This is a genomic window from Psychrobacter sp. TB20-MNA-CIBAN-0197, from assembly GCF_040309765.1.
Lineage (GTDB): Bacteria > Pseudomonadota > Gammaproteobacteria > Pseudomonadales > Moraxellaceae > Psychrobacter > Psychrobacter submarinus.
The window spans coordinates 1-23,260 of record NZ_JBEOPC010000041.1 but is presented as its reverse complement, the minus strand read 5'-3'; the positions used below and the strand labels follow the sequence as shown (position 1 = coordinate 23,260).

Here is a 23,260-nt window from a genome sequence, read left to right as displayed (position 1 = left end):
CTATGATCTTAGAATGAAGCTGTTTGCTGGTATCATTAATTCCGAGCTTAAATTATGACTTTTGCAAGAGGTCTAATGAGCAATGAGAGTTAACACCGACATACTAAAAACCGTATCGACCATCAGCCAATACGGTAAAGATAAAAATATCTATTCTATCTTGCAACTATTAATAGTTGTTTTCACGGCGCCAGTTGTCCACGTCACGCTCGGCATCCTCTTTGCTATGGCCATAACGTTCTTGTACACGGCCGACTAGCTTATCACGGCTACCTTCGATTTGGTCGAGGTCATCATTGGTCAACTCGCCCCATTTTTGTTTTACTGAACCTTTCATTTGGTTCCATTCGCCTTTTAGAGTATGTTCATTCATAGTGATTATCCTTGTACTAGCGGCTCATTCAGTAAAATAAAAGTCCTTCTATTTACCTATTTTTATAATATAGCCGATTAATGAGTTTATATTCTCTAGCATTCAATAGATCGCTATTAAGCGATGCATCAATAACTAGTGATTCTTACTATATAAATTATGACTCGCGCTGTCTGTATTAACGGTGTTTTTAGTGTTACTCAACAATAATAAAGGCCGCAAATTTATTATGAGTATGTAACCTTTGTAAGAGTAAGCAAAATTAAAAGTAACCGTACGGCTGTTCTATTTGTTGACTATGATATTTAGTACTCGTAAGTTCTAGTACTTTAAAAAGCGTCTTAATATACAACTTCTTATTCTGCAAAATAATCTCGTTAGACGGTTATTCTTTCTAGTTAGACGGTTATTCTTTCTAGATCGTCATGATTTCTCTCTAACAGCTTCACTCAAGGCACTGCTAGCTTATCTTAGTAATCTGTTATTCATGATAATTAAATTATAGACAGCCCGTGCAAATGACTATAACCTTATAGTCTAAACATAAGCATAAAGTGGTTTAATAAAAGGCTAAGCGTGAAAGTGACACAAATAATCGATGATATAGGTGATAAAAAAGACGGGTTTGCAAAAGCGAGCACTGCATCACCACGCAAGCTTGCCAAGGCACAAACGCGTAACGCGATAATGAAAAGCGCTTTGCGTCTATATAGCAGTGAAGGCAGCGCAGGCATGAGTATGAATAAAGTCGCCAAAGGCGCAGGGATTGCGCAGCCAAGTTTTTATAATCATTTTGCAAGCTTAGATGAGCTGCAACAGCAGCTAAGCGCACGGCTAAAGGATAATTATCTCTCGCCCATGCGCGCCGCTTGGATAAAAATGATTAAAGACTATGCTTGGCTCAGTGAGACTCAGTTCAACCAGCGCTGTGAGCAATGTCTTAACCACATCTTTGATGCCGCCTTTATTAATATCGACTTATTTCAGCGCTTAAACGAGGATCGTCTGCGCTGTGGCCCCACTACAAAACTCAGTACAAAACCCAGCTTAGAACTCAGTATAGAACTCAGTACAAAACCCAGTATAGAACTCAGTACAGAAAATCAGCTGTCTACAAGCAGCGGTTTGAGTCATTTAATCAATGAGATACAACAAGAGTGGACGCAGATATTTGTCGAAGGTCTGACGTTATCTGACTGTGATTTTGAGGCTTCTGAAGTGAATTTGTGTGTCGATATTGCCTCAGCGCAAGTCCATGAGCTGATACTAGGCTGTCACCAGCAGCGCTATACTCGAGGTCAAGCCATCACCATCTTATGTCAAAACTTAAATGCTTTATTCATCCGTTTTTGGCAAAAACACAGCGTTTAAAGATAGCGTTTAAAGATAGCGTTTAAAAAACAAAGTTTAAGGCTGGATGTAAAACCTAAGCTCGTATCTAGCAATATTTTAACCCAGTACATTCTAGCGGTCTTACACTGGAATAAGAGTCAACGACAAGGAAGTTAAACTATGATTAAAAGTATCCGTGAAAATAAAAGCAAAGACGCAAGTACAGCAGGTGAACAAACTCACTTTAGAACCTGCAACTTGTGTGAAGCGATGTGCGGTATCGTCGTCAAGCATGATGGCGAAAAGGTGCTGTCTATCAAGGGCGATAAGGACGATCCATTCTCCAAAGGCTATATCTGCCCAAAAGCCACCGCTTTGCAAGATTTGCACGAAGATCCTGATCGCCTGCGCCATCCTGTCGAGCGCACCGCTGATGGCTGGAAAAAGATCAGTTGGGATGAGGCGTTAGACAAAGTCGCGGCCGGCATACAGTCCATACAAAAAAAGTATGGCAACAACGCTTTTGGCGTCTATCTAGGTAACCCTAACGTGCACAACTTAGGCGGTATGCTCACCATTAAGCATCTATTGGGCAGCATCAAGACTCGCACTCGCTTCTCAGCCACTTCTATCGATCAGCTGCCGCATCACATTATTAGCCTGCATCTGTTCGGTCACATGCTGCGTATCCCTGTGCCTGATGTCAATCGTACTCAGCACATGCTGATCATCGGTGGCAATCCGCTAGCCTCTAACGGCAGTATCATGACCGCCGCGAACATGCGCCAAAAGCTAAAAGATATCAAAGCTCGCGATGGCAAAGTAGTGGTCATCGATCCAAGACGTACCGAGACGGCTGATATCGCCAGCGAGCATCACTTTATCCGTCCGGCGACTGATGTGTTACTGCTCCTTGCGATGCTCAATGAGATTTATGCGCAAGGCTACGCCAAAAAGGCACGTGTCAATAATAGAGCCGCTGACCTCGCTCCGGAGATTGAGCGCATGGCAGACTTCGCTAAAGGTTATAGCGCAGAATCCGTCGCGCCGATTACTGGCATCGCCGCTGATGAAATTAAGCGGTTGGTCAAAGAGTTTTGTGAGGCTGAAAGCTCAGTGTGCTATAGCCGTATGGGCGTCTCGGTGCAAGAGTTTGGCTTATTAAGTCAATATATAGTGATGATTATCAATATCGTCACAGGGCGCTTGGATGAGGTCGGCGGCCTGATGTTCCCAAACCCTGCCGTCAACGTAGTGCAAAACACGGGTCCTGGCTATTTGGGTAAACGTCACAGCCGCGTCAGTAATCTACCTGACTTCAACGGTGAGTATCCGGTAGCAGCGATGGCAGATGAGATGTTAGTCGAGGGCGAAGGGCAGCTCAAAGGCTTTTTGTGTGTGGCGGGTAATCCGGTGCTCAGTACACCCAATGGCGAAAAGCTAGATCAAGCGTTTGAGAGTTTGGAGTTTATGGTATGCTTTGACTATTATGTGACGGAGACCAGCCGCCACGCCAATATCATCTTACCGCCAGTCTCAGCGCTTGAGCGCGATCATTATGATGTCACCTTTAATGGCTTTGCTACCCACAACGTGGCTAAATACTCGCCTGTGCTATTTACTAAGCCCAAAGACGCTAAGCATGATTGGCAAATCTATATAGAGCTAGCTGAGCGTTTGGATAAGAATGCGCCTTTACCCCTCAAAGCTGAGCGCAAACTGATCCAAAAGCTGGGGCCAGAGTTTATACTTGACCAAGGCCTAAAGCGTGGTCCTTATTATGGAATGAGTCTGAAAAAGCTCAAAAAATACCCTCACGGCATGGATTTAGGGCCACTAAAGCCGATGCTGCCAGAAGCCATCAAGCATAAAGATCAGCAAATCAATCTCAATGTTGATTTTTATCAAGCCGATCTTGCGCGGGTGGAGGAGATGATGGCAAGCTATGATGAGAGCCAGATCTTACTCATTGGGCGTCGTCATGTGCGCAGTAATAACTCTTGGCTACATAACAGTCATCGTCTCACCAAAGGTAAGTCGCGCTGTACACTGATGTTGCACCCTGATACTGCAAAGGCTCATAACATCGAAGACGGTCAAGCGGTCAAAGTCACCTCGCGTGTCGGTGAGGTCACTATCAACGCTGAGGTCACCGATGAGCTGATGCCAGGTGTGGTAAGTATTCCGCATGGCTTCGGTCACGGCCGTAAAGGCGTCAAACAAAAAATTGCTCAGGCGAATGCAGGTGTCAGTGTCAATGATTTGACCGATGATACGCTTATCGATGAGCTAAGCGGTAATGCAGCAGTCAATGGCGTGCCGGTCACTCTGCAAGCGGTTGCGTTTGCCAGAGAGGATAATGAGGCGACAGTTAATGATAAAGTCGTGGCTTAAGAGGTATGTAGCACGCTACTCCTGTTAAACGCTACTCCTATTAAATGACAAACTGGCACTAAATCAAAAAAAGACGCTTATTTTAAATAGGCGTCTTTTTTATTTGTGTTGTTCTGGCATTTTTAACTTAGCACTTGCAGAATACGATTACTTATCGATGCCCACAAAATCAAACTGCACCTTTGGCATCTCATTCTGTATCAGCAGGCTAATGGCTTTAGCCGAGCCGCAAGCGTGTGTCCAGCCTAAAGTCCCGTGTCCGGTGTTCAGCCATAAATTATCAAAGGTTGCCGCGCTATTTTGACTACCGTGACGGACTTGACCTAAGTGCGCGCGGCCTATTAGCGGTACATTCGATGGCGTCATAGGCCGCAGTCCTGTCCAGTACTTAGCCGAACTAGCGATAATGCCTTTTGGAAAAATCTGCTGTACGCGCTCAGTAATGGCTTTGCAGCGAGTCATATTCAGATCCATGTTATAGCCATTAAACTCAGCGGTACCAGCCACGCGTAGCTTATCGCCAAGTCGCGACATCACTAGCTTGTACTCATCATCGATCAGGCTAACAAAAGGCGCTAAATGCGGCGCGCGCGGATTGACGCGGTAAGTGGCAGAATAACCTTTGGCCGGAAATATCGGCAGATCAATATTTAAAGGTTTGGTTAAAGGCACACTATAACTACCTAGTGCGATCACGAAGCTATCGGCGCTAAAAGTCTGCGCGTTCTGGCCGGCAGGACGAATAGTAATACTATGCACATGAGGACGAGGCGAGTGCGCATTGGTATTCAAAGCCACAATATCAGTATCGTATAGAAAGCTGACGCCTGCTTGCTTACACTTGGCCGCTAATCGCTGAGTAAATAGATGGGCATTACCAGACTCATCACGGCTAGTATAAGTTGCGCCAATGAGCTTGTGCGCGATAGGGTATAGCGCAGGCTCTAGGCTTGCAGCAGTATTGACATCGATAAAATGACGCTCGCAGCCAAGCTCTTGCATACGTTCGGTCGGTGCAACGGCGGCATCGAACTCTGCTTGGCTCGTATAAAAGTGCATGATACCGCGTGTTTGCTGCTCGTATTCGATATCGATGCTACGTCTGAGTTGCTGTAGCGCTGCGCGTGAATAAAGCCCTAGATGGAGCATTTGCACTAGATTGGCATCGGCGCGATCCGCGCGGCACTCCTTTAAGAACTGCATCGCCCATTTTAGCTGCGCTTTATCCGCACGCAGACGATAAAGAAGTGGCGCATCTTCACGAAACAACCATTTGAGTGCCTTGATTGGCGTTTTAGGGTTAGCCCAAGGGGTGGCGTGAGAAACTGAGATTTGCCCGCCATTGGCAAATGACGTCTGCATCCCAGCGGCCGACTCGCGCTCAATAACGGTAACTTGATAGCCCGCCTTTTGTAAATACCAAGCAGTTGTCACGCCTACTACGCCTGCTCCGAGTACCGCAATATGGCTCATAAGTAAAAAGTCTCTAGTCGACTGTCGTCAGAGTATATCAGAGTATAAAAGTATAGTAGTCACTAAAAATAAGGCGCGACGTTTTATAGCAGATCGACTGTAAGTCGGGTCTATTGAAAGCCGGCTACAAAGTCAGCTACTGCGGACGCGCCACATCAGCCTGCAAGGCAGCTGGCAGATCCAAAATAGTCATCTCACTATCTGCTAACTGCTCTGGACGCGCAACGACCAAAGCTTCAAAACCATTATCGCCTGCCGCTATCGCATTAACGACTTGTATCTTACCCAGCTTTTCACCTGCTGCTGGCGTATCGCCTGTACCTTTTACATAATGCAGAAAAGCTTTTGGCGCTGCTTTAAAGTAAATACGCGCGATAACTTCTTGACCCAAATAGCAGCCTTTATCATAGTCCATACCGCCGCGCTGATGTAGGCGCAGCTCTTGGGGTTGGAATTGACCTTGCGTCGCCGCTACTATCCAGTAGTTACCTGTAGCGATGCTGGTCTGCATCCAAGCTTGCGTCTCCTCGGCAGTATTATGCTCGTCTTTATGACTAAAGGTAGGCTCATCCGCCACTATGCAAGGATAAATCGGCGTTGGTGCACTGGTCTCAAATTTAGAAAAAGCACCAAACTTATTGAGATGAGTTTGCAAGGCTTCAGCGCAGTCGCTACTTAGAACGACATCAAACTGATTTTCGTCCTGTTTTTTTATCCAAAGCCCGAACTCTATACGTCCTTTTAAATTACTCAGTGCGGTCGGCTGGAAGCTTAGCCCAAGCTTAGTCACATCAGAGGTAATCTGGCCTTGCAAAAACTTTTCTGCATCTTCACCTTGCAGGGTCAGTTGGACAAAGGCGGGCAGCTGATTTTGATCAGATATGGACGTTGCGTCACTCATTGGTATTCCTATTATAGTTTTTGATTGATGAGGTTTGAATTATTCTAATGAACAGCTAAAAGGTCTCAGCAGAGTAGCATAAAACTGAGCGCAAAAAACATCATGATTATCTTTTACATTGGGTGTTATTAGTGATTTTCAAGCCAAAGCAATACAGGCGCTCATTGGTCAAAGATAGCGACTTACGCTACAATGAGCAATACAGAGATGGTTTTATACTTTATTGATAATACGCCCAGTATAGTGGCGGTCATATCGCCAATAATAATGACTAATGAGACAACTATGAGCTTACCCAATTGCCCCAAATGTGATGCAGATTATACCTACGAAGATGGCGCGCTACTGGTGTGCCCGATGTGCGCTCATGAGTGGACAGCCGCCGAAGCGGATGCGGCTCAGAATCAAGCTGAGGAAGACAGCATCGTACGTGACGCTGTCGGTAATGAGCTGCAAGATGGTGATGCGGTAACGGTCATTCGTGATTTAAAAGTCAAAGGCGCGTCAACCTCCATTAAAGTCGGCACAAAAGTCAAAAGTATTCGCTTGCTTGATGATCCGGTAGATGGTCACGATATTGACTGTAAAGTGGATGGCTTTGGGCAAATGAAGCTCAAATCGTCAGTGGTGAAAAAAGCTTAAGGCGAATATAAAGTCAGCTAGCCGGTTACTTTCCCAAGCTCACTAGTCGCGAGTTAATTGAGTCTCTAGTGCGCCCATGCTCTGTCATTAGTACGCTGATAGAGCTGCCGTTATCGAAAGATTTGGCTAACTGCTGATCCTCATCATCGCTCCAAGGCGTTCCGGCATTGGCAGACATAGCGCCCAACCCATTATCGATTTATGTTTACATTTATTTATACTTCCTGTTAGCGAGTCTGATAGGAAATAAATTATCTAAAACCTTTTATCTAAAATCTTTTCGTTCGACTGTTTTAAGTAAGCCAAAACCAAGCAAGACTAAAAATAAACTTCAATACAATAATAGAGACTAATTATGAGTACTAAAATTATGAGTACTAAAAACGAACAACTCTTTGCCCAAGCCCGCAAGCACATTCCAGGCGGCGTCAACTCGCCGGTTCGCGCTTTTGCTGGGGTGGGCGGTACGCCAGTGTTTATGCACAAGGCCTCTGGCAGCAAGATTTATGACACTGAAGATAACGCTTATATCGATTATATTGGCTCATGGGGGCCAATGATTTTAGGGCATGCGCATCCTAAAGTGATTGACGCGGTCAAAAAAGCCGCCGATGATGGGCTAAGCTTTGGGACGCCAACTCCGTTTGAGACGACGGTTGCTGATAAAATCTGCGAGATCGTGCCAAGTGTTGAGATGGTACGTATGACCAGCTCTGGTACTGAGGCGACGATGAGCGCTATTCGCCTAGCACGCGGCTATACGGGCCGTGACAATATCGTTAAGTTCGAGGGCTGCTATCACGGCCACTCTGATAGCTTATTGGTCAAGGCCGGCTCTGGTATGCTCGATATCGGTGAGCCAACCTCAAAGGGCGTACCTGCTGACTTTGCTAAGCACACGATTACTTTGCCTTATAATGATCCACAAGCGATCAAAGCCTGCTTTGAGAAGTGGGGCGACACTATTGCATGCGTTATCGTGGAGCCGATCGCAGGCAATATGAATATGGTCATCCCTGAGCAAGCCTTCCACGATACTCTACGCCAAGAGTGCACGGCTCATGGCGCGGTGCTGATCTTTGATGAAGTCATGACCGGCTTTCGCGTTGGTCTTGGCGGTGCGCAAGGGCACTTTAACATTCAGCCTGATTTGACATGCTTTGGTAAAATCATTGGTGCAGGCTTGCCTGTTGGCGCTTTTGGCGGTAAGCGTGAGATTATGGAATGTATCGCGCCGATGGGCGGTGTCTATCAAGCGGGTACGTTATCAGGTAATCCGCTAGCGATGCGCGCGGGTATCGCTATGTTTGAAGATTTGACGGTTGCTGGATTTTATGATGAGCTCGCGGCTAAAGTTGATAAGCTAGTCGATGGTATTCAAGCGGCAGCTGATAAGCACGGTATACACTTGCGTACTAACAAGCTAGGCGGCATGTTCGGTATTTTCTTTGTTAAAGACAGTCAGACCCCAACGCCGCACAATTTTGATGATGTGACCGCTTGCGATATGGATAAATTCAATACTTTCTTCCACGGTATGCTCGATCGCGGTATCTACTTAGCGCCTTCTGCGTATGAAGCAGGGTTTATGTCGATTAAGCATAGCAGCGATGATTTGGATAAATCGATACAGGCGGCCGATGAGATCTTTGCAGAGATAGCAAAGGCCTAAACGCAATATCTTAAAGCTAAGAAAAAGCCAACATCGTCAAAAGTGTTGGCTTTTTTTATGTCTCATATATGATGCTAACTGCAGTAGCTACTTTGCGCGTTTATCGTACTTAATATCCCTTAAACTTAGATTGCCGCGCAAGACGTCAGTATACATACGAAAATCGCTGACAAAGCTTTTTAGCGGAAACTTAAAAGAGGCCGGTTTGTTTTTTTCAAAGAAAAAATGACCGACCCAAGCGCAGCCGTAGCCTGCAGCAATACCTTTGAGTAAAGGTTTGGGCGAGCGGGTTTGGATAGACTTTGCTAGCCCTAATAGACCAAAACTACTACCTGCAAAGTGCAGACGGCGACAGGCCATGTTTTGATGCTCTTCTAAATAAAAGTCATAGAAGTTTTGTTGCGCCTTTTGCTTAGTTTCTGTCATTTCTTGACGATTTTGATTAGCTAGATGCTGATCAGTGCGAGCGGCGTTACTATCATGAGTAGTTTGCGCAGTAGTAGTTTGGGTATCGTTTTGGGTATTATGTCGAATAGTCATAGTAGCTTCCTTTGCTAAAATTATCTGAACTACAATCTTGATTTGGGCTTTATTTAATAGCCTATAAACATGAGTAGTTGTGCTTAAGTCCTTGTTTTATAAAAAATATTACTAAGTTTTAATGTAGCAAGCTGTGCTCCGCAATACTAGCATCACGGATTACTTAAAAGTCAGTTTTACACAACCTTTCGGTAAAGGCTCACGTTGTTTGCTAGGATTTGGCATAAATGCTTTAATAAGCACTTTTACTGATAGCGCTATTTAGCGTTTGCTAATCTTTATGATGCTAACTTAATATTAGCACTTATCTCAAACTTTTTATTTCATCCACAGTTACGGTAACGCCACTTTATGCCCACTAATTACCTTGAAAACCCGCCCCTTGCCGAAAACGAGCTTATGGCAGCGATAGATATCGGTTCCAATAGTTTTCACTTAGCTATTGGCCGGCTCGATCATGGCGAGGTACGTAAAGTCGTCTCTATGTCTGAAAAAGTGCAGCTGGCAGCGGGACTCGATGAGCATAACATCCTCAGCGCCGAAGCGGTGCGCCGAGGACTTGATTGTCTGAGCCGTTTTACCGCGCGCTTAGACTCGGTATCGCCAGAGCGAGTGCGTATTGTCGCGACCAACGCTCTGCGCCAAGCCAAAAATGCCGATGACTTCATTGCTCGCGCCAATGAGATTTTGCCCAATCCCATTGAGATTATCGCCGGACGTGAAGAGGCGCGGCTGATTCATTTAGGCGTGTCGCACACTAATGCTAGTAGCGATAAACGCTTAGTGATAGATATTGGCGGCGGCTCGACTGAATTTATTATCGGTACAGGGTTTGAGCCGTTATTGACAGAGAGTTTGCAGATGGGCTGTGTGGCCTTTACCAAAAAATTCTTCGCTGATGGACAAATCACGGATAAAGCTTTTACGACTGCTATCGCAGCGGCGCGCAAGGAAGTGCTCGCTATCAGCGGTCAATACCAAAAGGCAGGATGGACGAGCGTTATCGGCTCAAGTGGTACCATCAAGGCGGTGCGTAATGTCTTAGTGTCCAAAGGCTGGGCCAATGAGCAAGAGTGCATCACTTACGAAGGGGTCAAAAAATTAGAAAAACTACTGATCTCTATTGGCGATGTCAAAGATATTGAGCTTGAGGGCGTTAAAGAGCACCGAAAAGCGGTGTTTCCAGCTGGGGTCGCGGTACTGCGAGCCTTAATGAAAGTGCTCGGCATAGAGACTCTGGCATACTCTGATGGGGCGCTGCGTGAGGGCGTCATGTACGATATGCTCGGCCGCTTTGCAAGCGAAGATGTGCGTGACCGTAGCGTACTGGCCTTGATTAAGCGCTATTCAGTGGACAAGAAACAAGCCCGGCAAGTGGTCAGAACCAGTCGTCATCTCTTCAGGCAAGTGCAAGATGACTTGCAGCTCAGCAATGATGACGGTGATCTGCTAAGACGTGCGGCCTACTTACATGAGATAGGACTGGCGATTAGTCATAGCAACTATCATCGCCACAGTGCCTATCTGTTGGGGAACTCTGACATTCCGGGTTTCTCACAGGTCGATCAAAAACGGATGGCGCAGCTGGTGCTCAGTCATAGACGTAAGCTAAAAAGTGATATGCTTGAGCAGACTTGCCAACTTGGCGGCGAGCAGCTGCTGTATTTGTGTTTGCTCTTGAGGCTTGCTGTCTCTGCGCATCATAGCCGCAGCGAGTATGAGCTACCTTTGATGGAGCTGGTCATTCTAGATGATACACATTGGCAGATCACTGTGAGCACTGATAAAAAGCATTATGCCTTTTTGTACTCTGATCTTCATGCTGATATCGAGCAGTTCGCAAAATGGGGTATTGAGCTGAGCGTGATCGAAAACTAATTTTATCTAAAAAGCAAAGATACAGTCAGTTCGAAATAAAAGTGTTATAAATTTAGAGACGCTACTGGTATAAATTTTACTTGCGTGCTGCGTTCCTTCGATGCTGCGCAACTTATGTTTTAAAAAGAGCATCCCAGCAGCGCTACACTATTTTTAGAGCGAATCGACTATATCGACACTGCCATAACGCTCAAGGTGTGCTACTATAGTTTAATTGAGTTTACACTTGTACTGATATTTTTTATAAAACCCATAAGGATAAGTCTATGAGTACTGTTTGGGACAGCGTACAGCTGGCACGACACGCAAAACGTCCACTGTTTATGGACTATGTCAATCAGCTATTTACAGAGTTTGATGAGCTGCATGGTGACCGCGCTTTTGCCGATGACAAAGCGATTTTGGGCGGTTTGGCCCGTTTTAATGGTCAGCCTGTGATGGTCATCGGTCAGCACCGGGGCCGTAGTACCCGCGAGCGCATTGCTCATAACTTCGGTATGGCCAATCCTGAGGGTTATCGCAAGATGATTCGGTTGGCAAAGATGGCTGAGCGCTTTAACATTCCGCTTATGAGCTTTGTCGATACCCAAGGCGCGTACCCTGGTATCGGCGCTGAGGAGCGCGGCCAAGCGCAAGCGATCGCTGAGAGTATCGCTGTGTTTACTAGCCTCAAAGCACCTATCATCGTCACTATTATAGGCGAGGGTGGTTCAGGCGGGGCACTAGCGATTGGGGTTGGCGATAGAGTCAATATGCTACAAAACAGTATCTATTCAGTCATCTCTCCTGAAGGCTGTGCTTCTATTCTTTGGAAAACCGCTGAAAAAGCGCAAGATGCCAGCGAAGCCTTAAAACTAAACGCCGTTAATCTTTACCAAATGGGCTTGATTGATGCTGTCATCGATGAAGGCGAGGGCGCGCATGTGCAGCCGCAGCCGGTAATGGAGGCGTTAAAGACGTTGTTAGAAGAGCAACTGGCTGAGATAGTTGATATGGATGCTGATGAGCGCTGTGAGCAGCGTTATCAAAAGCTAAAATCATTTGATTCAGAAGTGATGTTGCCTGGCTAGTTTTGTTCTAAAAGGCTTTGATGAGCAGTGCGCTTTTAGCTTAATAAACTGACTTAATGCGAGGGCGTGTTGAACATTCGACCATGGCACTGACAGAGACTATTTTTTAGGCGATTTGCAGATAAAAATGGTAAGTTTAGTCGTTCTAAGCGTCTATTTTTATCAATAAAGCGGCAAAAAATAGTCCTGTCCCTGTTGTTGTCGTGAAGGCTGATGCTAAAATCGCCCTAGTCGTTGTGAAAATCTAGCCAATGCAATAAGCATTACCTGCAATTTTAACGACGACTAGAACTATTTTAGCGATCAGCAGTGCGCATTTGTGAATGTTCAACACGCCATAAACTAAAACGTACTAATTATTAGTGCGTTTTTTTTGCTGCCTGATTATTATAGTCAGGGCGAGTTTCAGACGATAGATATAGTCGAACCACTATTAAAGTGTTACAGCGTTAGACTCGTTTAGCCTACTACTGTAGTACTTGCACTCGTCTGCCTTGTACCACTTTTAATATTGATTGACTATAGTAAGAATAACTATGACTAATAGCGCTATTAAGCCTTATCCAATCAAACCTATAGCCGACTTAGCTATCGATGCGCAGTTGGCAGCGGCAGTGTTAAGGAGTCTAGCGGATTATCATCATCAGCTACTGGGCCGGCGAATTTGGCTCGCGTGTAGCGGTGGCCGCGATTCTTTGGCCCTAGCTGCGCTATGTGTACAGCTTTATCAGCAAGACAGGCTGCCTTTTTTGCCGCAGCTGTTACATGTCGATCATGGCTTGCAAGTTGATAGTTCAATTTGGGCCAGCCATGTTGCTGATTGGGCCGCCGCTCAGCAGCTTTCTTGTACTATTTTAAAGGCTCAAGTGCAAGGCCAAGATGAACAAGCCGCGCGGCAAGCTCGCTATCGCGTCATGCGAGAGTATATCAATCAAGGTGACGTGTTAATGCTCGCGCATCATGCTGATGACCAAGCGGAGACCGTACTGATGCGCCTGATTCAAGGCGCAGGGATTAAAGGTCTAGCTGCCATGCAGCCTTGGCGCGAGCACCTACATCAACATCAAAGCCGGCAAGGCCAGCATTATGCACTATGGCGGCCTTGGCTGACGGTGACGCGCGCTGCGATTAGCGATTATGCTAAGCAGCTGCAGCTGCCTTATATCGACGATCCGACCAACGCGAGCGGTGATAATGTGCGTAGCGGTTTACGCCGTGATATTATGCCCAAACTTGTTAGTTATAATGCGAATGTCATAGGCAACGTTGCTCGTAGCGCGCAACTGCTTAGTGAAGCGCAAGCGATAGTAGAGGCGCAAGCTGAGCAAGATCTGCAGACGACAGCTATTAAGTCGCTTGAGTTTGCTAGCGCTCAGCGGGTATTAGCTATCGATAAGCTGCATGACTTATCGACGCCAAGACAAAAGCAGCTACTGTACTATTGGCTAGCGCAAGATGAGCCGCTACCGCCGAGCAAGCAGTTAATCGATGATGTCTATGCGCTTACTCAGCGGCAAGATAACGATCATCAAACCGAGCTTGACTGGCACGCACACTTGCAACACTACCGCATCTATCGCTTTCGTCAGCAGCTGTATCGTTTAAGCCGCGACTTTGTCGATTGGCTGGCATCAGCGACGCTTGAGCACCGCTATGATTTGTCAAAAAGTTTAGCTGTTGATATTCGTAAAAGTAGAGATACAGGCTATCTTTGGCAGCTACAAATTGATCTGACTAAAGCGGATATTAGGGCGGATAGGGAGCTATACCAAGAGCTTATAGATAATGAAACCAGTCTTAAGATAACGCCATTAGATCGACTGCGTAAAGTACAAACCACGACAATGGGCCGAGCACAAGCGGGTAAGAAGCTCTATCAAACGCTGGCCATTCCTGTATGGCTGCGCAGTAGCTTAGTGGTGGTCAGTGCAGTTGTAACAGATACGGATATGAGCAATGAGAATAGTGCTGATACAAAAGTAGAGGTGCCATTGCTGCTTTTGTCACCGTTTCAGAGCTGGACGTTAAAAAGCGATTTATCTTCTAACAACCTTGCCGATACATTAACTTTGTTAAGCGAAGCTTGTGTTAATGCTTTGCAAAAAGTGCGCAAACCCTAAGCCTGCGAATTTATCAAACGACAATAATGGCAGTATGCTAAACTAGACCCCATTTTAGCGCTATCACTTTGAATACTTTTGACTATTTCTAACAAAGTTATATTAGAAATTGCTATTAGGAGACTATGATGTCACAACAAAATAATAACTCAGTTCTCAATAATAAAAAAATAAGCTTTATCGGTGGCGGTAATATGGCGCAGGCGCTAATCAGTGGTCTGGTTGGCTGCGGTGTCAAGCCTGAGATGATTACTGTTGCCGACCCAAGCGCTGATATCCGTCAGCAGCTGGGCGCAAAAGGTCTTAAAACAGTCGATCCAACCGCTGATGCTACCACTGCAGTAAAAGACGCGGATCTAGTCGTCCTTGCAGTAAAGCCGCAAGTGATGAAAGCGGTCGTTAGCGGCTTCACTGATGTGCTCGATAAGCAATTGGTTATGTCAGTAGCTGCGGGTCTATCAACAGAGCTTTTAGCGAATATGCTTGGCGGCTACCAAAATATCATCCGTGCTATGCCTAATACGCCGGCGATGATACAGATGGGCGCAACCGGTCTATATGCAACTGATAGCATCAGTGAGCCGCAAAAGCAGCTGGCCACAGCGGCTATGGAGGCCTCAGGTCTGGTTATGTGGGTGGAAGATGAAGAGCATCTACATGCGGTGACAGCGGTGTCGGGTTCAGCGCCTGCTTATATGTTCTACTTCCTAGAGTCAATGATCGATCGCGGCGTGGCGCTAGGTCTAGATAACGAACAAGCCTCAAGCCTTGCTATGCAAACGATGCTAGGCGCGGCGAAGATGGCGATGGGTAGCGATGACACCCCGGCCGAGCTACGTCGCAAAGTGACTTCACCAAATGGCACTACGCAAGCGGCGATTGAGTCTATGCAAGCTGATGAGGTCGGTCGTCAGATAGGCGAGGCGATGCAAGCTTGTTATGATCGCAGTCAAGCGCTTAGCGAAGAGATGAAATAAAACCGCGCTAGTATTTTTATGTCGACACTTTGAGTAGCCTTTAATGAACAACGTACTATTACAGATTTTTGATTTGGTCACCACCTTTGCGATGCTGCTGATCTTTATCCGCTTTATGCTACAGTTTGCGGGGATGGATGCGCGCGATCCTATGATTGCGCCGGCTTATAGAGCCACCCATATCGTTGATGTGTTTGGCCGTATCTTTCCGACTTTAGGGGGCGGACGCATCAGTGTTGCCGCCATCGTGTTGATGTTTTTGATTCGATTGATTGACATCTCTGGTAAGGCGGCCTTGATGCAAAGAGGGATTGCACCGATTCCGCTATTTTTTCAGGGTACACTCAGTCTGATTTTAGACTTTTTAAGATTGAGTCGTTATCTCATTATCGGTTCTATTGTGGTTAGCTGGATTGTAGTCTTTACCCAATCCTCGCATCCGATTATCGGTATTATCATGCGTTTGGCTGAGCCAATATTAGCACCATTTCGCCGTATTACACCGAATTTAGGTATGCTTGACCTATCACCTATCATTGCTTTTTTTGCTATTTATTTGATGGAGATAATGGTCGGAGCCCTCGCAGCGAGCTTGATGCCGATGCTAGGCTAAGTTTCTAATATGCCTTAATATATTAAAAGCCCTACATCATCTGTCATGAGTGTAGGGCTTTTTGCTGTGTCATCATTAGAGTCAAGATTTATGCACCTGTCAACTTTCAGCTTTCACAAAGCGATTAGGTATCAGCTGCGCTTGCACATTATCGGGATGAGGGTCATCCGCCGCTTTTAAAGTCTGAGTAATCCAAGTATCAGCCGCTTTTACCGCTTCCACTATCTCATCGCCCATCGCTAAGCGCCCAGCTATATAGCTGGCAAGTGAGCAGCCAGAACCATGAAACTCACCGTCTAAGCGCGGTAGCACGCTTTTATGTACCATCTCACCTGCTATATATAGATACTGTTCAATATCACCGCTGTCGAAGTCATGTGAGGTTTTGACGAGTACAGCATGCGTGCCGTTATCACAGAGTTTTTTTGCACCGGTATGTAAGTCCTGCTCACCGCTTAAAGCGCGCAGCTCATGAGTATTTGGCGTAATTAAAGTCGCGTAGGGTAGGAGCTGCTCAAAGGCCGCTACCAAAGTCGCCTCATCACCTAAGCTGCCACCACTATTGGCGACGAGTACTGGATCAAGCACGAAGGGGATGTTTTTTTTAACCACCTTATTAGCGAATAACCGAGTCAGCATTTTTATATTATCCGTTGTGCCAAGCATGCCGGATTTGATCGCTGTAACTGGCAAATCGTTGAGCACTGCCATCGCTTGATCTCTGACTAATTCGGAGTTACAAGGCTCAAAGCCTAAGACTTGCTGCGAGCTTTGGACGGTAATAGCGGTGCAAGCGACAGTGGCATGAGCGCCTGCTTGCCCGATGGCTTCGATGTCGGCTTGCAAGCCTGCTCCGCCAGAAGGGTCTAAACCTGAAAAACAAAGGACGACTGGACGCATAAGGTTTCCTTAGAGTTATTGGTGTAGTAATCCATAAGATAAAAATTAAATTATAGCAAATACGGCCGCAAGGCTTGCAATTCGTTTTGGCTTTGTTATAATACTCGCCCACAGCATAAGACGTATCGTTAGTATCGATACTGTATTCTATCTTATAGAAGTCTTATCTTGTCCGGTGAAGTGGGTGAGTGGCTGAAACCAGTTCCCTGCTAAGGAACCATACGTGTAAGCGTATCGAGGGTTCGAATCCCTCCTTCACCGCCATTTATTCGGTTTGTTGTAGATAACATCGATTGAATGTGAAAATAATCTTGTTTAAATGAGCAAAGTTATTGACAACGTCAAAATTATCTATATAATGACCAACCTAATTTGCTACAAAAGTTATATACTGCGTAGTAGATGATGTGCAATAAGCGCCTGTAGCTCAGTTGGATAGAGCACTTGGCTACGAACTAAGGGGTCGGGAGTTCGAATCTCTCCAGGCGCACCATTTGCATTATCAATGTATTAAAAGTAATAAAGAACATCCTAAATCAATCGCCTGTCTTCTGACATTTGGCGGTTTTTTTGCGCTTGTTGATTCTATCGCTATGGTTCTTAATATCTCTCATAGTTTTATGATAAACCCTTTAATTACGGTACAATAGGCTATCATTTGATGTCTGCTATGAGCTTAAGCTATGCCAAAGAGTAAAAAAAGAGCCACTGTCAAAACAAAAAAGCCACGCCGCCAAGCGACTACGGCTATGCCAGCAGTGGAAGAGCCTACTATCGCCAAACCAACCACTAGGCTTGCCGCTATCGTTTATGATGGCATGCTTATACTGGCTTTGCTCTTCTTAGTAGGCACGGTACTGACGGTAATAGGCACGCTACTGACTATGCAGACGGGTACAGAGTCCGCACAAGCCCGCTCGCTACCCGTTTGGTATCAAAATATAGTGATGACGCCATCGTTTATCTTAACCTTAGTGGGTTTTTATGGTTTGTTTTGGCGGCGCGGTGGTCAGACTTTAGGGATGCAGACTTGGCGACTAAAAACGGTCAATGACTCAGGCCATCTGCTCACTTGGGGACAGTCTTTTAAGCGGATCATGGCGGCAAGTTTAATGCCGCTCGTCTTCGGCGTTATCGGCAGCTTAATCGGCGGGTCACGCGCTATCATCCTGACTAGCGCTTTTTTGGGACTGGTGTTCAACTATGCTTTTTGTCTGTTCAATCGCCGCGGTCTGGCTGTGCAAGATATGATCTCTAATACTGTCACCTTAAAGATGCCAAAGACTGAAAATGAGAGCTTATGGCGGGTGATTAGAAATCGTAAAAATTAGCACTATGCTCATGGCTCATGCCCATTTTTGCAGTGGTTTATTAGCCGCTTTGATAGTCACCGCTTAGACAGAAACCGTTTGTATGAGCCAAAAAGTATAGCCGATAAAGAATAAGACTAAAGTCGCGCCAGAGCTGCGGCCAAAATTGCGCTTAGTGGTAAAAGCAAATAAGCACATTGCAAATAGCAAGATAGTAAGCAGTCCCATTGCCAATATATCGCGTGACAAGATAATGGCATTCGGAGTGATTGGCGCAATAAGCGCAGCAAGTCCGACGACGGCTAAGGTATTAAAAATATTAGAGCCGATAATATTGCCCAAAGCCATATCGTGCTCGCCCTTACGCGCCGCTGACAAGCTTGCAACAAGCTCTGGTAGGGATGTGCCAACAGCGACAATCGTCAGACCAATAATCAGCTCACTGAGGCCCCAAAACGTCGCCAGCTCTACCGCGCCCCACACAATAGCACGTGAGCTCAATATCAGTACTAGCAGGCCTAAAAATAGCGTACCGATACCGCGGATAGCGCTAGTCTCCTCGCTGCTCTCTAGCGTCGGATCGTCTTCGTGCTCATGATTGCCTTCTCGTAGGCTTAAGACGATCTGAATAGCCAATATCATCACTAGCAGCACAATGAGCACCAGACCGTCGGTATGACCTAAGACGCCATCACTGAGCTGCCACGCGGCCACTGCTGTCACTAGTAATAATAGTGGCATATCTCGTTTGATGATGCTGCTACGGATAATGATTGGGCTTATAAGTACTGTCGCGCCAAGCACTAGCGCAATATTAATAATATTAGAGCCATAAGCATTACCTAAAGCCAGCTCAGGGCTACCTTCTAGCGCCGCTAATACTGAGACCACCATCTCAGGAGCTGAGGTTCCTAAGCCTAATATCACCACCCCGATCAAAAAGCTCGGCACATTTAATTTATTGGCCAATACCACCGCGCCATCAATAAAAACGTCCGCGCTCCAAACCAAAATAGCCAAGCCCACGATTACTGCAACAATTGCCAACCACATTAGGGTCATCCTTTAAATAGAGTCAACTTTTAAGGGTAAGTATTTTATCTTAAAAACAGCGCTGCACAGTGTCTTACCCTAACAAAAGCGCATAAAAAAACTAAGCCTCAAGGGACTCAGTTTTTAATTATAGTCAGCTAGCAATAAAGCGAAACAACAAATTATCGATAGTTGCCATAACATCGACTCTAATATCTAATAGTATCGGACGCGTTAAGCGACTTGCACCGGAATGATATTTGCAGTGTCTTTAACGGTGTTATCTTCGTTGCAGTACACAAGCTTGGGCTGATAAGTAGACGCTTCTACTTCATCAAAATGCGCGTAGGCACAGATGATGACGATATCGCCTAAGTCGGCCATGTGCGCTGCGGCCCCATTCAAAGAGATGATACCAGAGCCTGCTTCCGCGCGAATCGCATAAGTGCGAAAGCGCTTACCGTTAGTGACATTATAGATATCAATCGATTCATTCTCGCGCAAGCCTGCAAGATCTAATAAGTCGCCATCGATACCACATGAGCCTTCATAGTGTAGCTCGGCATGGGTAACACGGGCACGGTGCAGTTTGCATTTGAGCATATTAAGTAGCATAAGGTGCTTCCTTAGTGAAACGAATATTAAAAACGAAACGAATATTAAAAACAGATTAAATGAGCGAAATCAAAAGGTTAATGGGGATGATTTTGCCAAAATAAAAGGCTGGCGCAATTTTATAGTATTATTCTGGTAATTTAAAGCTATTGATTTGCGAGCGCGCCTTTTCGATATCGCCATCCAACAGTAAAGGTAGTGCTTCAAAAGCCGCGGTTAACGCACTCTCAATAGCGATTTGCTCATTGGCAGCGGGCTTTGAGAGCACATGCCCTGTCACTTTTGACTTATGGCCCGGATGACCAATACCAACGCGCAAACGATGAAAGTCGTTACCGATATGCGGGGTAATATCACGCAGGCCATTATGTCCACCATGGCCGCCAGCGGTCTTGAGCTTAATGCTACCGGCATCGATATCGAGCTCGTCATGAGCGATAAGTAGCTCGTCATTGGCAATATTATAGTAGTTGACCATCGGTACGACCGATTGACCCGATTTATTCATAAAGGTGAGGGGCAGTAGCAAACGTACATCATGACCGTGCACTTGCCCGCGGCCAGTGATGCCATGGAACTTCTTATCCGGACTCAGAGTAATATTGAACTGATGAGCAATATGCTGCACAAACCAGAACCCAGCATTATGCCGCGTGAGCATATACTGCTCACCAGGATTGCCAAGACCAACGATGAGTTTTATCGCCATAACATACTCTGCCTAAAAAAGAGAAATAAGCTCGATATAAAGAGCCTAACAACAAATACTATTTGAATAACGCACTACTCGCTTTTCAAATAATACTCACAAAAACAGCAGGAGATCTTAATCGCCTGCTGTTTTTTATGCAACAACCCTACTCGTCGTATCACCAAAGTAGGGGTTTACAAAAGGATAATTACTCAGCGTCTTGATCGTCGCCGTCTTGCGCTTCGCCTTCAGCGCCTTCGCCGCCTTGCTCAGTGGCTGGTACTTCATCAGCATCCACTTCGTCTGCATCTTCGTCCACTTCTTCAAGCGTTGGTGGCAACATGTTAACGATAGTGCGATCGTGTGCATCTTCCATATCAAGATCAAAGATGATCACGCCTTCAGGCAGATCGATATCTGATAGACGGAACAGATCGCCGATCTCCATACCTGATACATCAACTTCGAGGTATTCAGGAAGCTGTGAAGGTAGCGCAACGATTTCGATATCAGAGACAAGCGTTGATAGAATACCGCCTTCTTTGGTACCAGGTGCGTCTTCACGGCCTGAGAAATGTACAGGGACATTCATGTTGATTTTCTGGCCTTTAACAATGCGCTGGAAGTCAGCATGCATTGGAAAGCCTTTAGCAGGATGACGCTGCAAGTCTTTAATAACGACTTGGTGCTCATCGCCTTTATCGGTAGTAATAGTCAAAACTTGTGAGAAAAACGCTTCGTATTCAAGCGACTTTACCATCTCGTTTAGTTTGATAGAGATAGCCGTTGGCTCCTCATTACCACCATAAATGATAGCAGGTACTAGGTTCTGCTTACGAAGGCGGCGGCTCGCACCTTTACCTTGTTGTTCAGCAGAGCGGTCAACCGCGTTAATTGCAAAATGATCAATAGCCATGGATATAATCCTATAGAGTGTATGTGAAGTATCTACCAGCGTCAAAACTTGCGACCAGTCTACTACTGGATAATGGATACTCTAAAAAGTGCTGAGTGAACTGCCTATATCTATCATGTAAATCTGTAACACTATAGATAATAAGCAATGAGCAGCACAGGCGCGCATTATACGTGTTTTTGCTGCAATAATAAAGGGTTGAAAAGATTATAAAAATTGATAAGCAAAGAGTAGAAGATGATCTGCTCCACTTGAGATCTCAAAACCTTGGCAGAAGGTCACGAATAGTAATTTTAGAGCAAAAAAAAGCGCTAAAGGGTTACTTTAGCGCTAATCTTTGATATCAGTAATCCAGTCTAACTAACGAGCCGTCTTAAGCATCAAACATGGCGCTGATAGACTCTTCGTTATTGATACGGCGCAGACTCTCAGCAAGCATCGGCGCGATAGAGACTTGACGAATCTTAGTGCAAGCTTTTGCCGCATCTGATAATGGGATAGTGTCGGTCACGACGATCTCGTCGAGCTCTGAATCGCTGATGTTCTTCAAGGCATTACCGGATAAGACAGGATGCGTGATATAAGCGAGCACTCGGCGCGCGCCGCTTTCTTTGAGGGCAGCGGCCGCTTTGCACAACGTACCTGCGGTATCGACCATATCATCAACGATGACGCAGTCACGGTCACGGACATCACCGATGATATGCATCACTTGTGATTCGTTAGCACGGGCACGGCGCTTATCGATAATCGCTAAATCAGCATCGCCTAATTGCTTCGCCATCGCGCGAGCACGGACGACGCCGCCGACGTCGGGTGAAACCACCATGATATTATCGTAATCGTGCTTGAGTAACTCGTTCAACAATACTGGCGTACCGTAGATATTATCGACAGGAATATCAAAGAAACCCTGAATTTGATCGGAGTGCAAATCGACTGTCATGACACGATCAATGCTGACGATGTTGAGCATATCGGCGACGACTTTGGCTGAGATTGGCACGCGGGCTGAGCGTGGACGACGGTCTTGACGGGCATAACCAAAGTAGGGCATGACAGCAGTGATACGGCCAGCACTAGAGCGGCGCAGTGCATCAGCCATCATCATGATTTCCATCAAATTGTCATTGGTCGGCGCGCAAGTGGGCTGCATGATAAACACGTCTTTACCACGTACGTGTTCTTTAACCTCTACAGCGATTTCGCCATCAGAAAAACGGGTGATGTCAGCTTTCCCAAGAGGGATATGGAGATGGTCGGCTACGGTTTTCGCAAGTTCAGGGTGGGCATTACCCGTAAAAATCGCCAAATAAGGCATGACAAAGTCCTATTGAGTGACTCAAGCAGTGACCGCTAAGCAGTGTCAAACTGCTCAAATATAGAAAAGAGTGGGTATCAAAAATTTACAGAAGATGAAACAACGCAATTACAGAAAATGGCAGGGGTAGCTGGACTCGAACCAACGGATGTCAGGATCAAAACCTGATGCCTTACCAACTTGGCTATACCCCTGTAATGCTCGGTATCGTAGCTGTTATCGCTACGCTTACCTAACGTGTCATCGCTACGAGCTTGCACTCTTTGTGACGACCGAGATTTACGGTGTTCGTTGCGAACTATACCGAAAATACGAAGGTGTTGTCAATTGCTATCACTAAAATCAAGATCACATTAGCGACCAGGACTGAGTATCAATGCTGTACTCGTATGATAAACAATGAAGACAAACAAAAAATGGCAGGGGTAGCTGGACTCGAACCAACGGATGTCAGGATCAAAACCTGATGCCTTACCAACTTGGCTATACC

At 45.9% G+C, this 23,260-nt stretch carries 21 protein-coding genes and 3 tRNA genes; 12 read left to right on the top strand and 12 right to left on the bottom strand.

The window, feature by feature from the left end:
• Positions 1-169: 169 nt before the first annotated feature.
• Positions 170-373 carry a CsbD family protein gene (locus AAEY83_RS11715; RefSeq protein ID WP_025645532.1) on the bottom strand — a complete coding sequence of 68 codons (204 nt, stop codon included), beginning with the start codon at positions 371-373 and terminating at the stop codon, positions 170-172.
• A 576-nt stretch (positions 374-949) separates the two neighbouring features.
• On the opposite strand from AAEY83_RS11715, the gene AAEY83_RS11710 reads away from it, so the two are divergent.
• Both AAEY83_RS11710 and AAEY83_RS11705 read left to right on the top strand, forming a co-directional pair.
• Entirely contained in the window at positions 950-1,744 is a 795-nt protein-coding gene (locus tag AAEY83_RS11710) for a TetR/AcrR family transcriptional regulator (RefSeq protein ID WP_025645530.1), read from the top strand.
• Positions 1,745-1,885: 141 nt separating this feature from the next.
• Entirely contained in the window at positions 1,886-4,099 is a 2,214-nt protein-coding gene (locus AAEY83_RS11705; protein WP_025645528.1) for a molybdopterin oxidoreductase family protein, read from the top strand.
• Between the two features lie 147 nt (positions 4,100-4,246).
• Here the strand turns inward: AAEY83_RS11705 and AAEY83_RS11700 are convergent, their stop codons facing one another.
• Both AAEY83_RS11700 and ygfZ read right to left on the bottom strand, forming a co-directional pair.
• Positions 4,247-5,572 (bottom strand): D-amino acid dehydrogenase, encoded by a 1,326-nt coding sequence (locus AAEY83_RS11700; RefSeq protein ID WP_025645526.1) that lies wholly within the window; start codon positions 5,570-5,572, stop codon positions 4,247-4,249.
• Positions 5,573-5,708: 136 nt separating this feature from the next.
• Positions 5,709-6,473 carry a CAF17-like 4Fe-4S cluster assembly/insertion protein YgfZ gene (gene ygfZ / locus AAEY83_RS11695; RefSeq protein WP_051397447.1) on the bottom strand — a complete coding sequence of 255 codons (765 nt, stop codon included), beginning with the start codon at positions 6,471-6,473 and terminating at the stop codon, positions 5,709-5,711.
• 285 nt (positions 6,474-6,758) lie between these two features.
• Here ygfZ and AAEY83_RS11690 point away from each other — a divergent pair, with 285 nt between their 5' ends.
• Positions 6,759-7,115, top strand: coding sequence for a zinc ribbon domain-containing protein YjdM (locus tag AAEY83_RS11690; protein ID WP_025645522.1), 357 nt, complete (start codon positions 6,759-6,761; stop codon positions 7,113-7,115).
• Between the two features lie 25 nt (positions 7,116-7,140).
• On the opposite strand, the gene AAEY83_RS11685 is transcribed toward AAEY83_RS11690, so the two are convergent.
• Positions 7,141-7,293, bottom strand: a complete 153-nt coding sequence (locus tag AAEY83_RS11685) for a hypothetical protein (RefSeq protein ID WP_156923956.1) — start codon at positions 7,291-7,293, stop codon at positions 7,141-7,143.
• A gap of 192 nt (positions 7,294-7,485) precedes the next feature.
• Here AAEY83_RS11685 and hemL point away from each other — a divergent pair, with 192 nt between their 5' ends.
• Positions 7,486-8,787, top strand: a complete 1,302-nt coding sequence (gene hemL / locus AAEY83_RS11680; RefSeq protein ID WP_025645520.1) for a glutamate-1-semialdehyde 2,1-aminomutase — start codon at positions 7,486-7,488, stop codon at positions 8,785-8,787.
• Positions 8,788-8,874: 87 nt separating this feature from the next.
• Here the strand turns inward: hemL and AAEY83_RS11675 are convergent, their stop codons facing one another.
• Positions 8,875-9,213, bottom strand: coding sequence for an Mpo1-like protein (locus tag AAEY83_RS11675; protein WP_051397448.1), 339 nt, complete (start codon positions 9,211-9,213; stop codon positions 8,875-8,877).
• A 465-nt stretch (positions 9,214-9,678) separates the two neighbouring features.
• Here AAEY83_RS11675 and ppx point away from each other — a divergent pair, with 465 nt between their 5' ends.
• The 5 genes from ppx to AAEY83_RS11650 all read left to right on the top strand — a co-directional run bounded on the left by ppx (position 9,679) and on the right by AAEY83_RS11650 (position 15,985).
• Positions 9,679-11,205 (top strand): exopolyphosphatase, encoded by a 1,527-nt coding sequence (gene ppx, locus AAEY83_RS11670; protein ID WP_025645515.1) that lies wholly within the window; start codon positions 9,679-9,681, stop codon positions 11,203-11,205.
• Between the two features lie 266 nt (positions 11,206-11,471).
• Positions 11,472-12,275 (top strand): acetyl-CoA carboxylase carboxyltransferase subunit alpha, encoded by an 804-nt coding sequence (locus tag AAEY83_RS11665; RefSeq protein ID WP_025645513.1) that lies wholly within the window; start codon positions 11,472-11,474, stop codon positions 12,273-12,275.
• Positions 12,276-12,811: 536 nt separating this feature from the next.
• The gene (gene tilS, locus AAEY83_RS11660) at positions 12,812-14,395 is read left to right on the top strand and encodes a tRNA lysidine(34) synthetase TilS (protein ID WP_025645511.1); all 1,584 of its coding nucleotides are present in this window, start codon (positions 12,812-12,814) and stop codon (positions 14,393-14,395) included.
• Between the two features lie 128 nt (positions 14,396-14,523).
• Positions 14,524-15,372 carry a pyrroline-5-carboxylate reductase gene (gene proC / locus AAEY83_RS11655; protein ID WP_025645508.1) on the top strand — a complete coding sequence of 283 codons (849 nt, stop codon included), beginning with the start codon at positions 14,524-14,526 and terminating at the stop codon, positions 15,370-15,372.
• 43 nt (positions 15,373-15,415) lie between these two features.
• Positions 15,416-15,985: a YggT family protein gene (locus AAEY83_RS11650; RefSeq protein WP_025645506.1), complete on the top strand. Its 570-nt coding sequence runs from the start codon at positions 15,416-15,418 to the stop codon at positions 15,983-15,985.
• Between the two features lie 99 nt (positions 15,986-16,084).
• Here AAEY83_RS11650 and AAEY83_RS11645 read toward each other — a convergent pair whose 3' ends face one another.
• The gene (locus AAEY83_RS11645; RefSeq protein ID WP_025645504.1) at positions 16,085-16,885 is read right to left on the bottom strand and encodes a hydroxymethylpyrimidine/phosphomethylpyrimidine kinase; all 801 of its coding nucleotides are present in this window, start codon (positions 16,883-16,885) and stop codon (positions 16,085-16,087) included.
• A 174-nt stretch (positions 16,886-17,059) separates the two neighbouring features.
• On the opposite strand from AAEY83_RS11645, the gene AAEY83_RS11640 reads away from it, so the two are divergent.
• The 3 genes from AAEY83_RS11640 (at position 17,060) to AAEY83_RS11630 (ending at position 18,216) form a co-directional block, all read left to right on the top strand.
• Positions 17,060-17,149, top strand: a tRNA-Ser gene (locus AAEY83_RS11640).
• A 152-nt stretch (positions 17,150-17,301) separates the two neighbouring features.
• Positions 17,302-17,378: transfer RNA gene (locus AAEY83_RS11635), tRNA-Arg, on the top strand.
• 256 nt (positions 17,379-17,634) lie between these two features.
• The gene (locus AAEY83_RS11630; protein WP_227501935.1) at positions 17,635-18,216 is read left to right on the top strand and encodes an RDD family protein; all 582 of its coding nucleotides are present in this window, start codon (positions 17,635-17,637) and stop codon (positions 18,214-18,216) included.
• A gap of 63 nt (positions 18,217-18,279) precedes the next feature.
• Here AAEY83_RS11630 and AAEY83_RS11625 read toward each other — a convergent pair whose 3' ends face one another.
• The 6 genes from AAEY83_RS11625 to AAEY83_RS11600 all read right to left on the bottom strand — a co-directional run bounded on the left by AAEY83_RS11625 (position 18,280) and on the right by AAEY83_RS11600 (position 22,964).
• Positions 18,280-19,248, bottom strand: coding sequence for a calcium/sodium antiporter (locus AAEY83_RS11625; protein ID WP_025645500.1), 969 nt, complete (start codon positions 19,246-19,248; stop codon positions 18,280-18,282).
• Positions 19,249-19,461: 213 nt separating this feature from the next.
• A complete protein-coding gene (panD, locus tag AAEY83_RS11620) occupies positions 19,462-19,842 on the bottom strand; it encodes an aspartate 1-decarboxylase (protein WP_010196068.1) in 381 nt (126 codons plus the stop codon).
• A gap of 127 nt (positions 19,843-19,969) precedes the next feature.
• On the bottom strand, positions 19,970-20,551 hold the full coding sequence (pth, locus tag AAEY83_RS11615) for an aminoacyl-tRNA hydrolase (protein WP_025645494.1): 582 nt from the start codon (positions 20,549-20,551) through the stop codon (positions 19,970-19,972).
• Positions 20,552-20,741: 190 nt separating this feature from the next.
• On the bottom strand, positions 20,742-21,449 hold the full coding sequence (locus tag AAEY83_RS11610) for a 50S ribosomal protein L25/general stress protein Ctc (RefSeq protein ID WP_025645492.1): 708 nt from the start codon (positions 21,447-21,449) through the stop codon (positions 20,742-20,744).
• A 373-nt stretch (positions 21,450-21,822) separates the two neighbouring features.
• On the bottom strand, positions 21,823-22,770 hold the full coding sequence (locus AAEY83_RS11605; RefSeq protein WP_025645491.1) for a ribose-phosphate pyrophosphokinase: 948 nt from the start codon (positions 22,768-22,770) through the stop codon (positions 21,823-21,825).
• A gap of 118 nt (positions 22,771-22,888) precedes the next feature.
• Positions 22,889-22,964, bottom strand: a tRNA-Gln gene (locus AAEY83_RS11600).
• Positions 22,965-23,260: the final 296 nt, after the last annotated feature.

What these genes read in the sequence shown, in the direction of transcription:
- ppx (WP_025645515.1), top strand. Translation starts at nt 9,679, where the DNA reads ATGCCCACTAATTACCTTGAAAACCCGCCCCTTGCCGAAAACGAGCTT.
- AAEY83_RS11605 (WP_025645491.1), bottom strand. Translation starts at nt 22,770, where the DNA reads ATGCCTTATTTGGCGATTTTTACGGGTAATGCCCACCCTGAACTTGCG.
- AAEY83_RS11705 (WP_025645528.1), top strand. Translation starts at nt 1,886, where the DNA reads ATGATTAAAAGTATCCGTGAAAATAAAAGCAAAGACGCAAGTACAGCA.
- pth (WP_025645494.1), bottom strand. Translation starts at nt 20,551, where the DNA reads ATGGCGATAAAACTCATCGTTGGTCTTGGCAATCCTGGTGAGCAGTAT.
- tilS (WP_025645511.1), top strand. Translation starts at nt 12,812, where the DNA reads ATGACTAATAGCGCTATTAAGCCTTATCCAATCAAACCTATAGCCGAC.
- AAEY83_RS11690 (WP_025645522.1), top strand. Translation starts at nt 6,759, where the DNA reads ATGAGCTTACCCAATTGCCCCAAATGTGATGCAGATTATACCTACGAA.
- AAEY83_RS11685 (WP_156923956.1), bottom strand. Translation starts at nt 7,293, where the DNA reads ATGTCTGCCAATGCCGGAACGCCTTGGAGCGATGATGAGGATCAGCAG.
- AAEY83_RS11650 (WP_025645506.1), top strand. Translation starts at nt 15,416, where the DNA reads ATGAACAACGTACTATTACAGATTTTTGATTTGGTCACCACCTTTGCG.
- AAEY83_RS11700 (WP_025645526.1), bottom strand. Translation starts at nt 5,572, where the DNA reads ATGAGCCATATTGCGGTACTCGGAGCAGGCGTAGTAGGCGTGACAACT.
- panD (WP_010196068.1), bottom strand. Translation starts at nt 19,842, where the DNA reads ATGCTACTTAATATGCTCAAATGCAAACTGCACCGTGCCCGTGTTACC.
- AAEY83_RS11665 (WP_025645513.1), top strand. Translation starts at nt 11,472, where the DNA reads ATGAGTACTGTTTGGGACAGCGTACAGCTGGCACGACACGCAAAACGT.
- AAEY83_RS11625 (WP_025645500.1), bottom strand. Translation starts at nt 19,248, where the DNA reads ATGTGGTTGGCAATTGTTGCAGTAATCGTGGGCTTGGCTATTTTGGTT.
- AAEY83_RS11715 (WP_025645532.1), bottom strand. Translation starts at nt 373, where the DNA reads ATGAATGAACATACTCTAAAAGGCGAATGGAACCAAATGAAAGGTTCA.
- ygfZ (WP_051397447.1), bottom strand. Translation starts at nt 6,473, where the DNA reads ATGAGTGACGCAACGTCCATATCTGATCAAAATCAGCTGCCCGCCTTT.
- proC (WP_025645508.1), top strand. Translation starts at nt 14,524, where the DNA reads ATGTCACAACAAAATAATAACTCAGTTCTCAATAATAAAAAAATAAGC.
- AAEY83_RS11630 (WP_227501935.1), top strand. Translation starts at nt 17,635, where the DNA reads ATGCCAGCAGTGGAAGAGCCTACTATCGCCAAACCAACCACTAGGCTT.
- AAEY83_RS11645 (WP_025645504.1), bottom strand. Translation starts at nt 16,885, where the DNA reads ATGCGTCCAGTCGTCCTTTGTTTTTCAGGTTTAGACCCTTCTGGCGGA.
- AAEY83_RS11610 (WP_025645492.1), bottom strand. Translation starts at nt 21,449, where the DNA reads ATGGCTATTGATCATTTTGCAATTAACGCGGTTGACCGCTCTGCTGAA.
- hemL (WP_025645520.1), top strand. Translation starts at nt 7,486, where the DNA reads ATGAGTACTAAAAACGAACAACTCTTTGCCCAAGCCCGCAAGCACATT.
- AAEY83_RS11675 (WP_051397448.1), bottom strand. Translation starts at nt 9,213, where the DNA reads ATGACAGAAACTAAGCAAAAGGCGCAACAAAACTTCTATGACTTTTAT.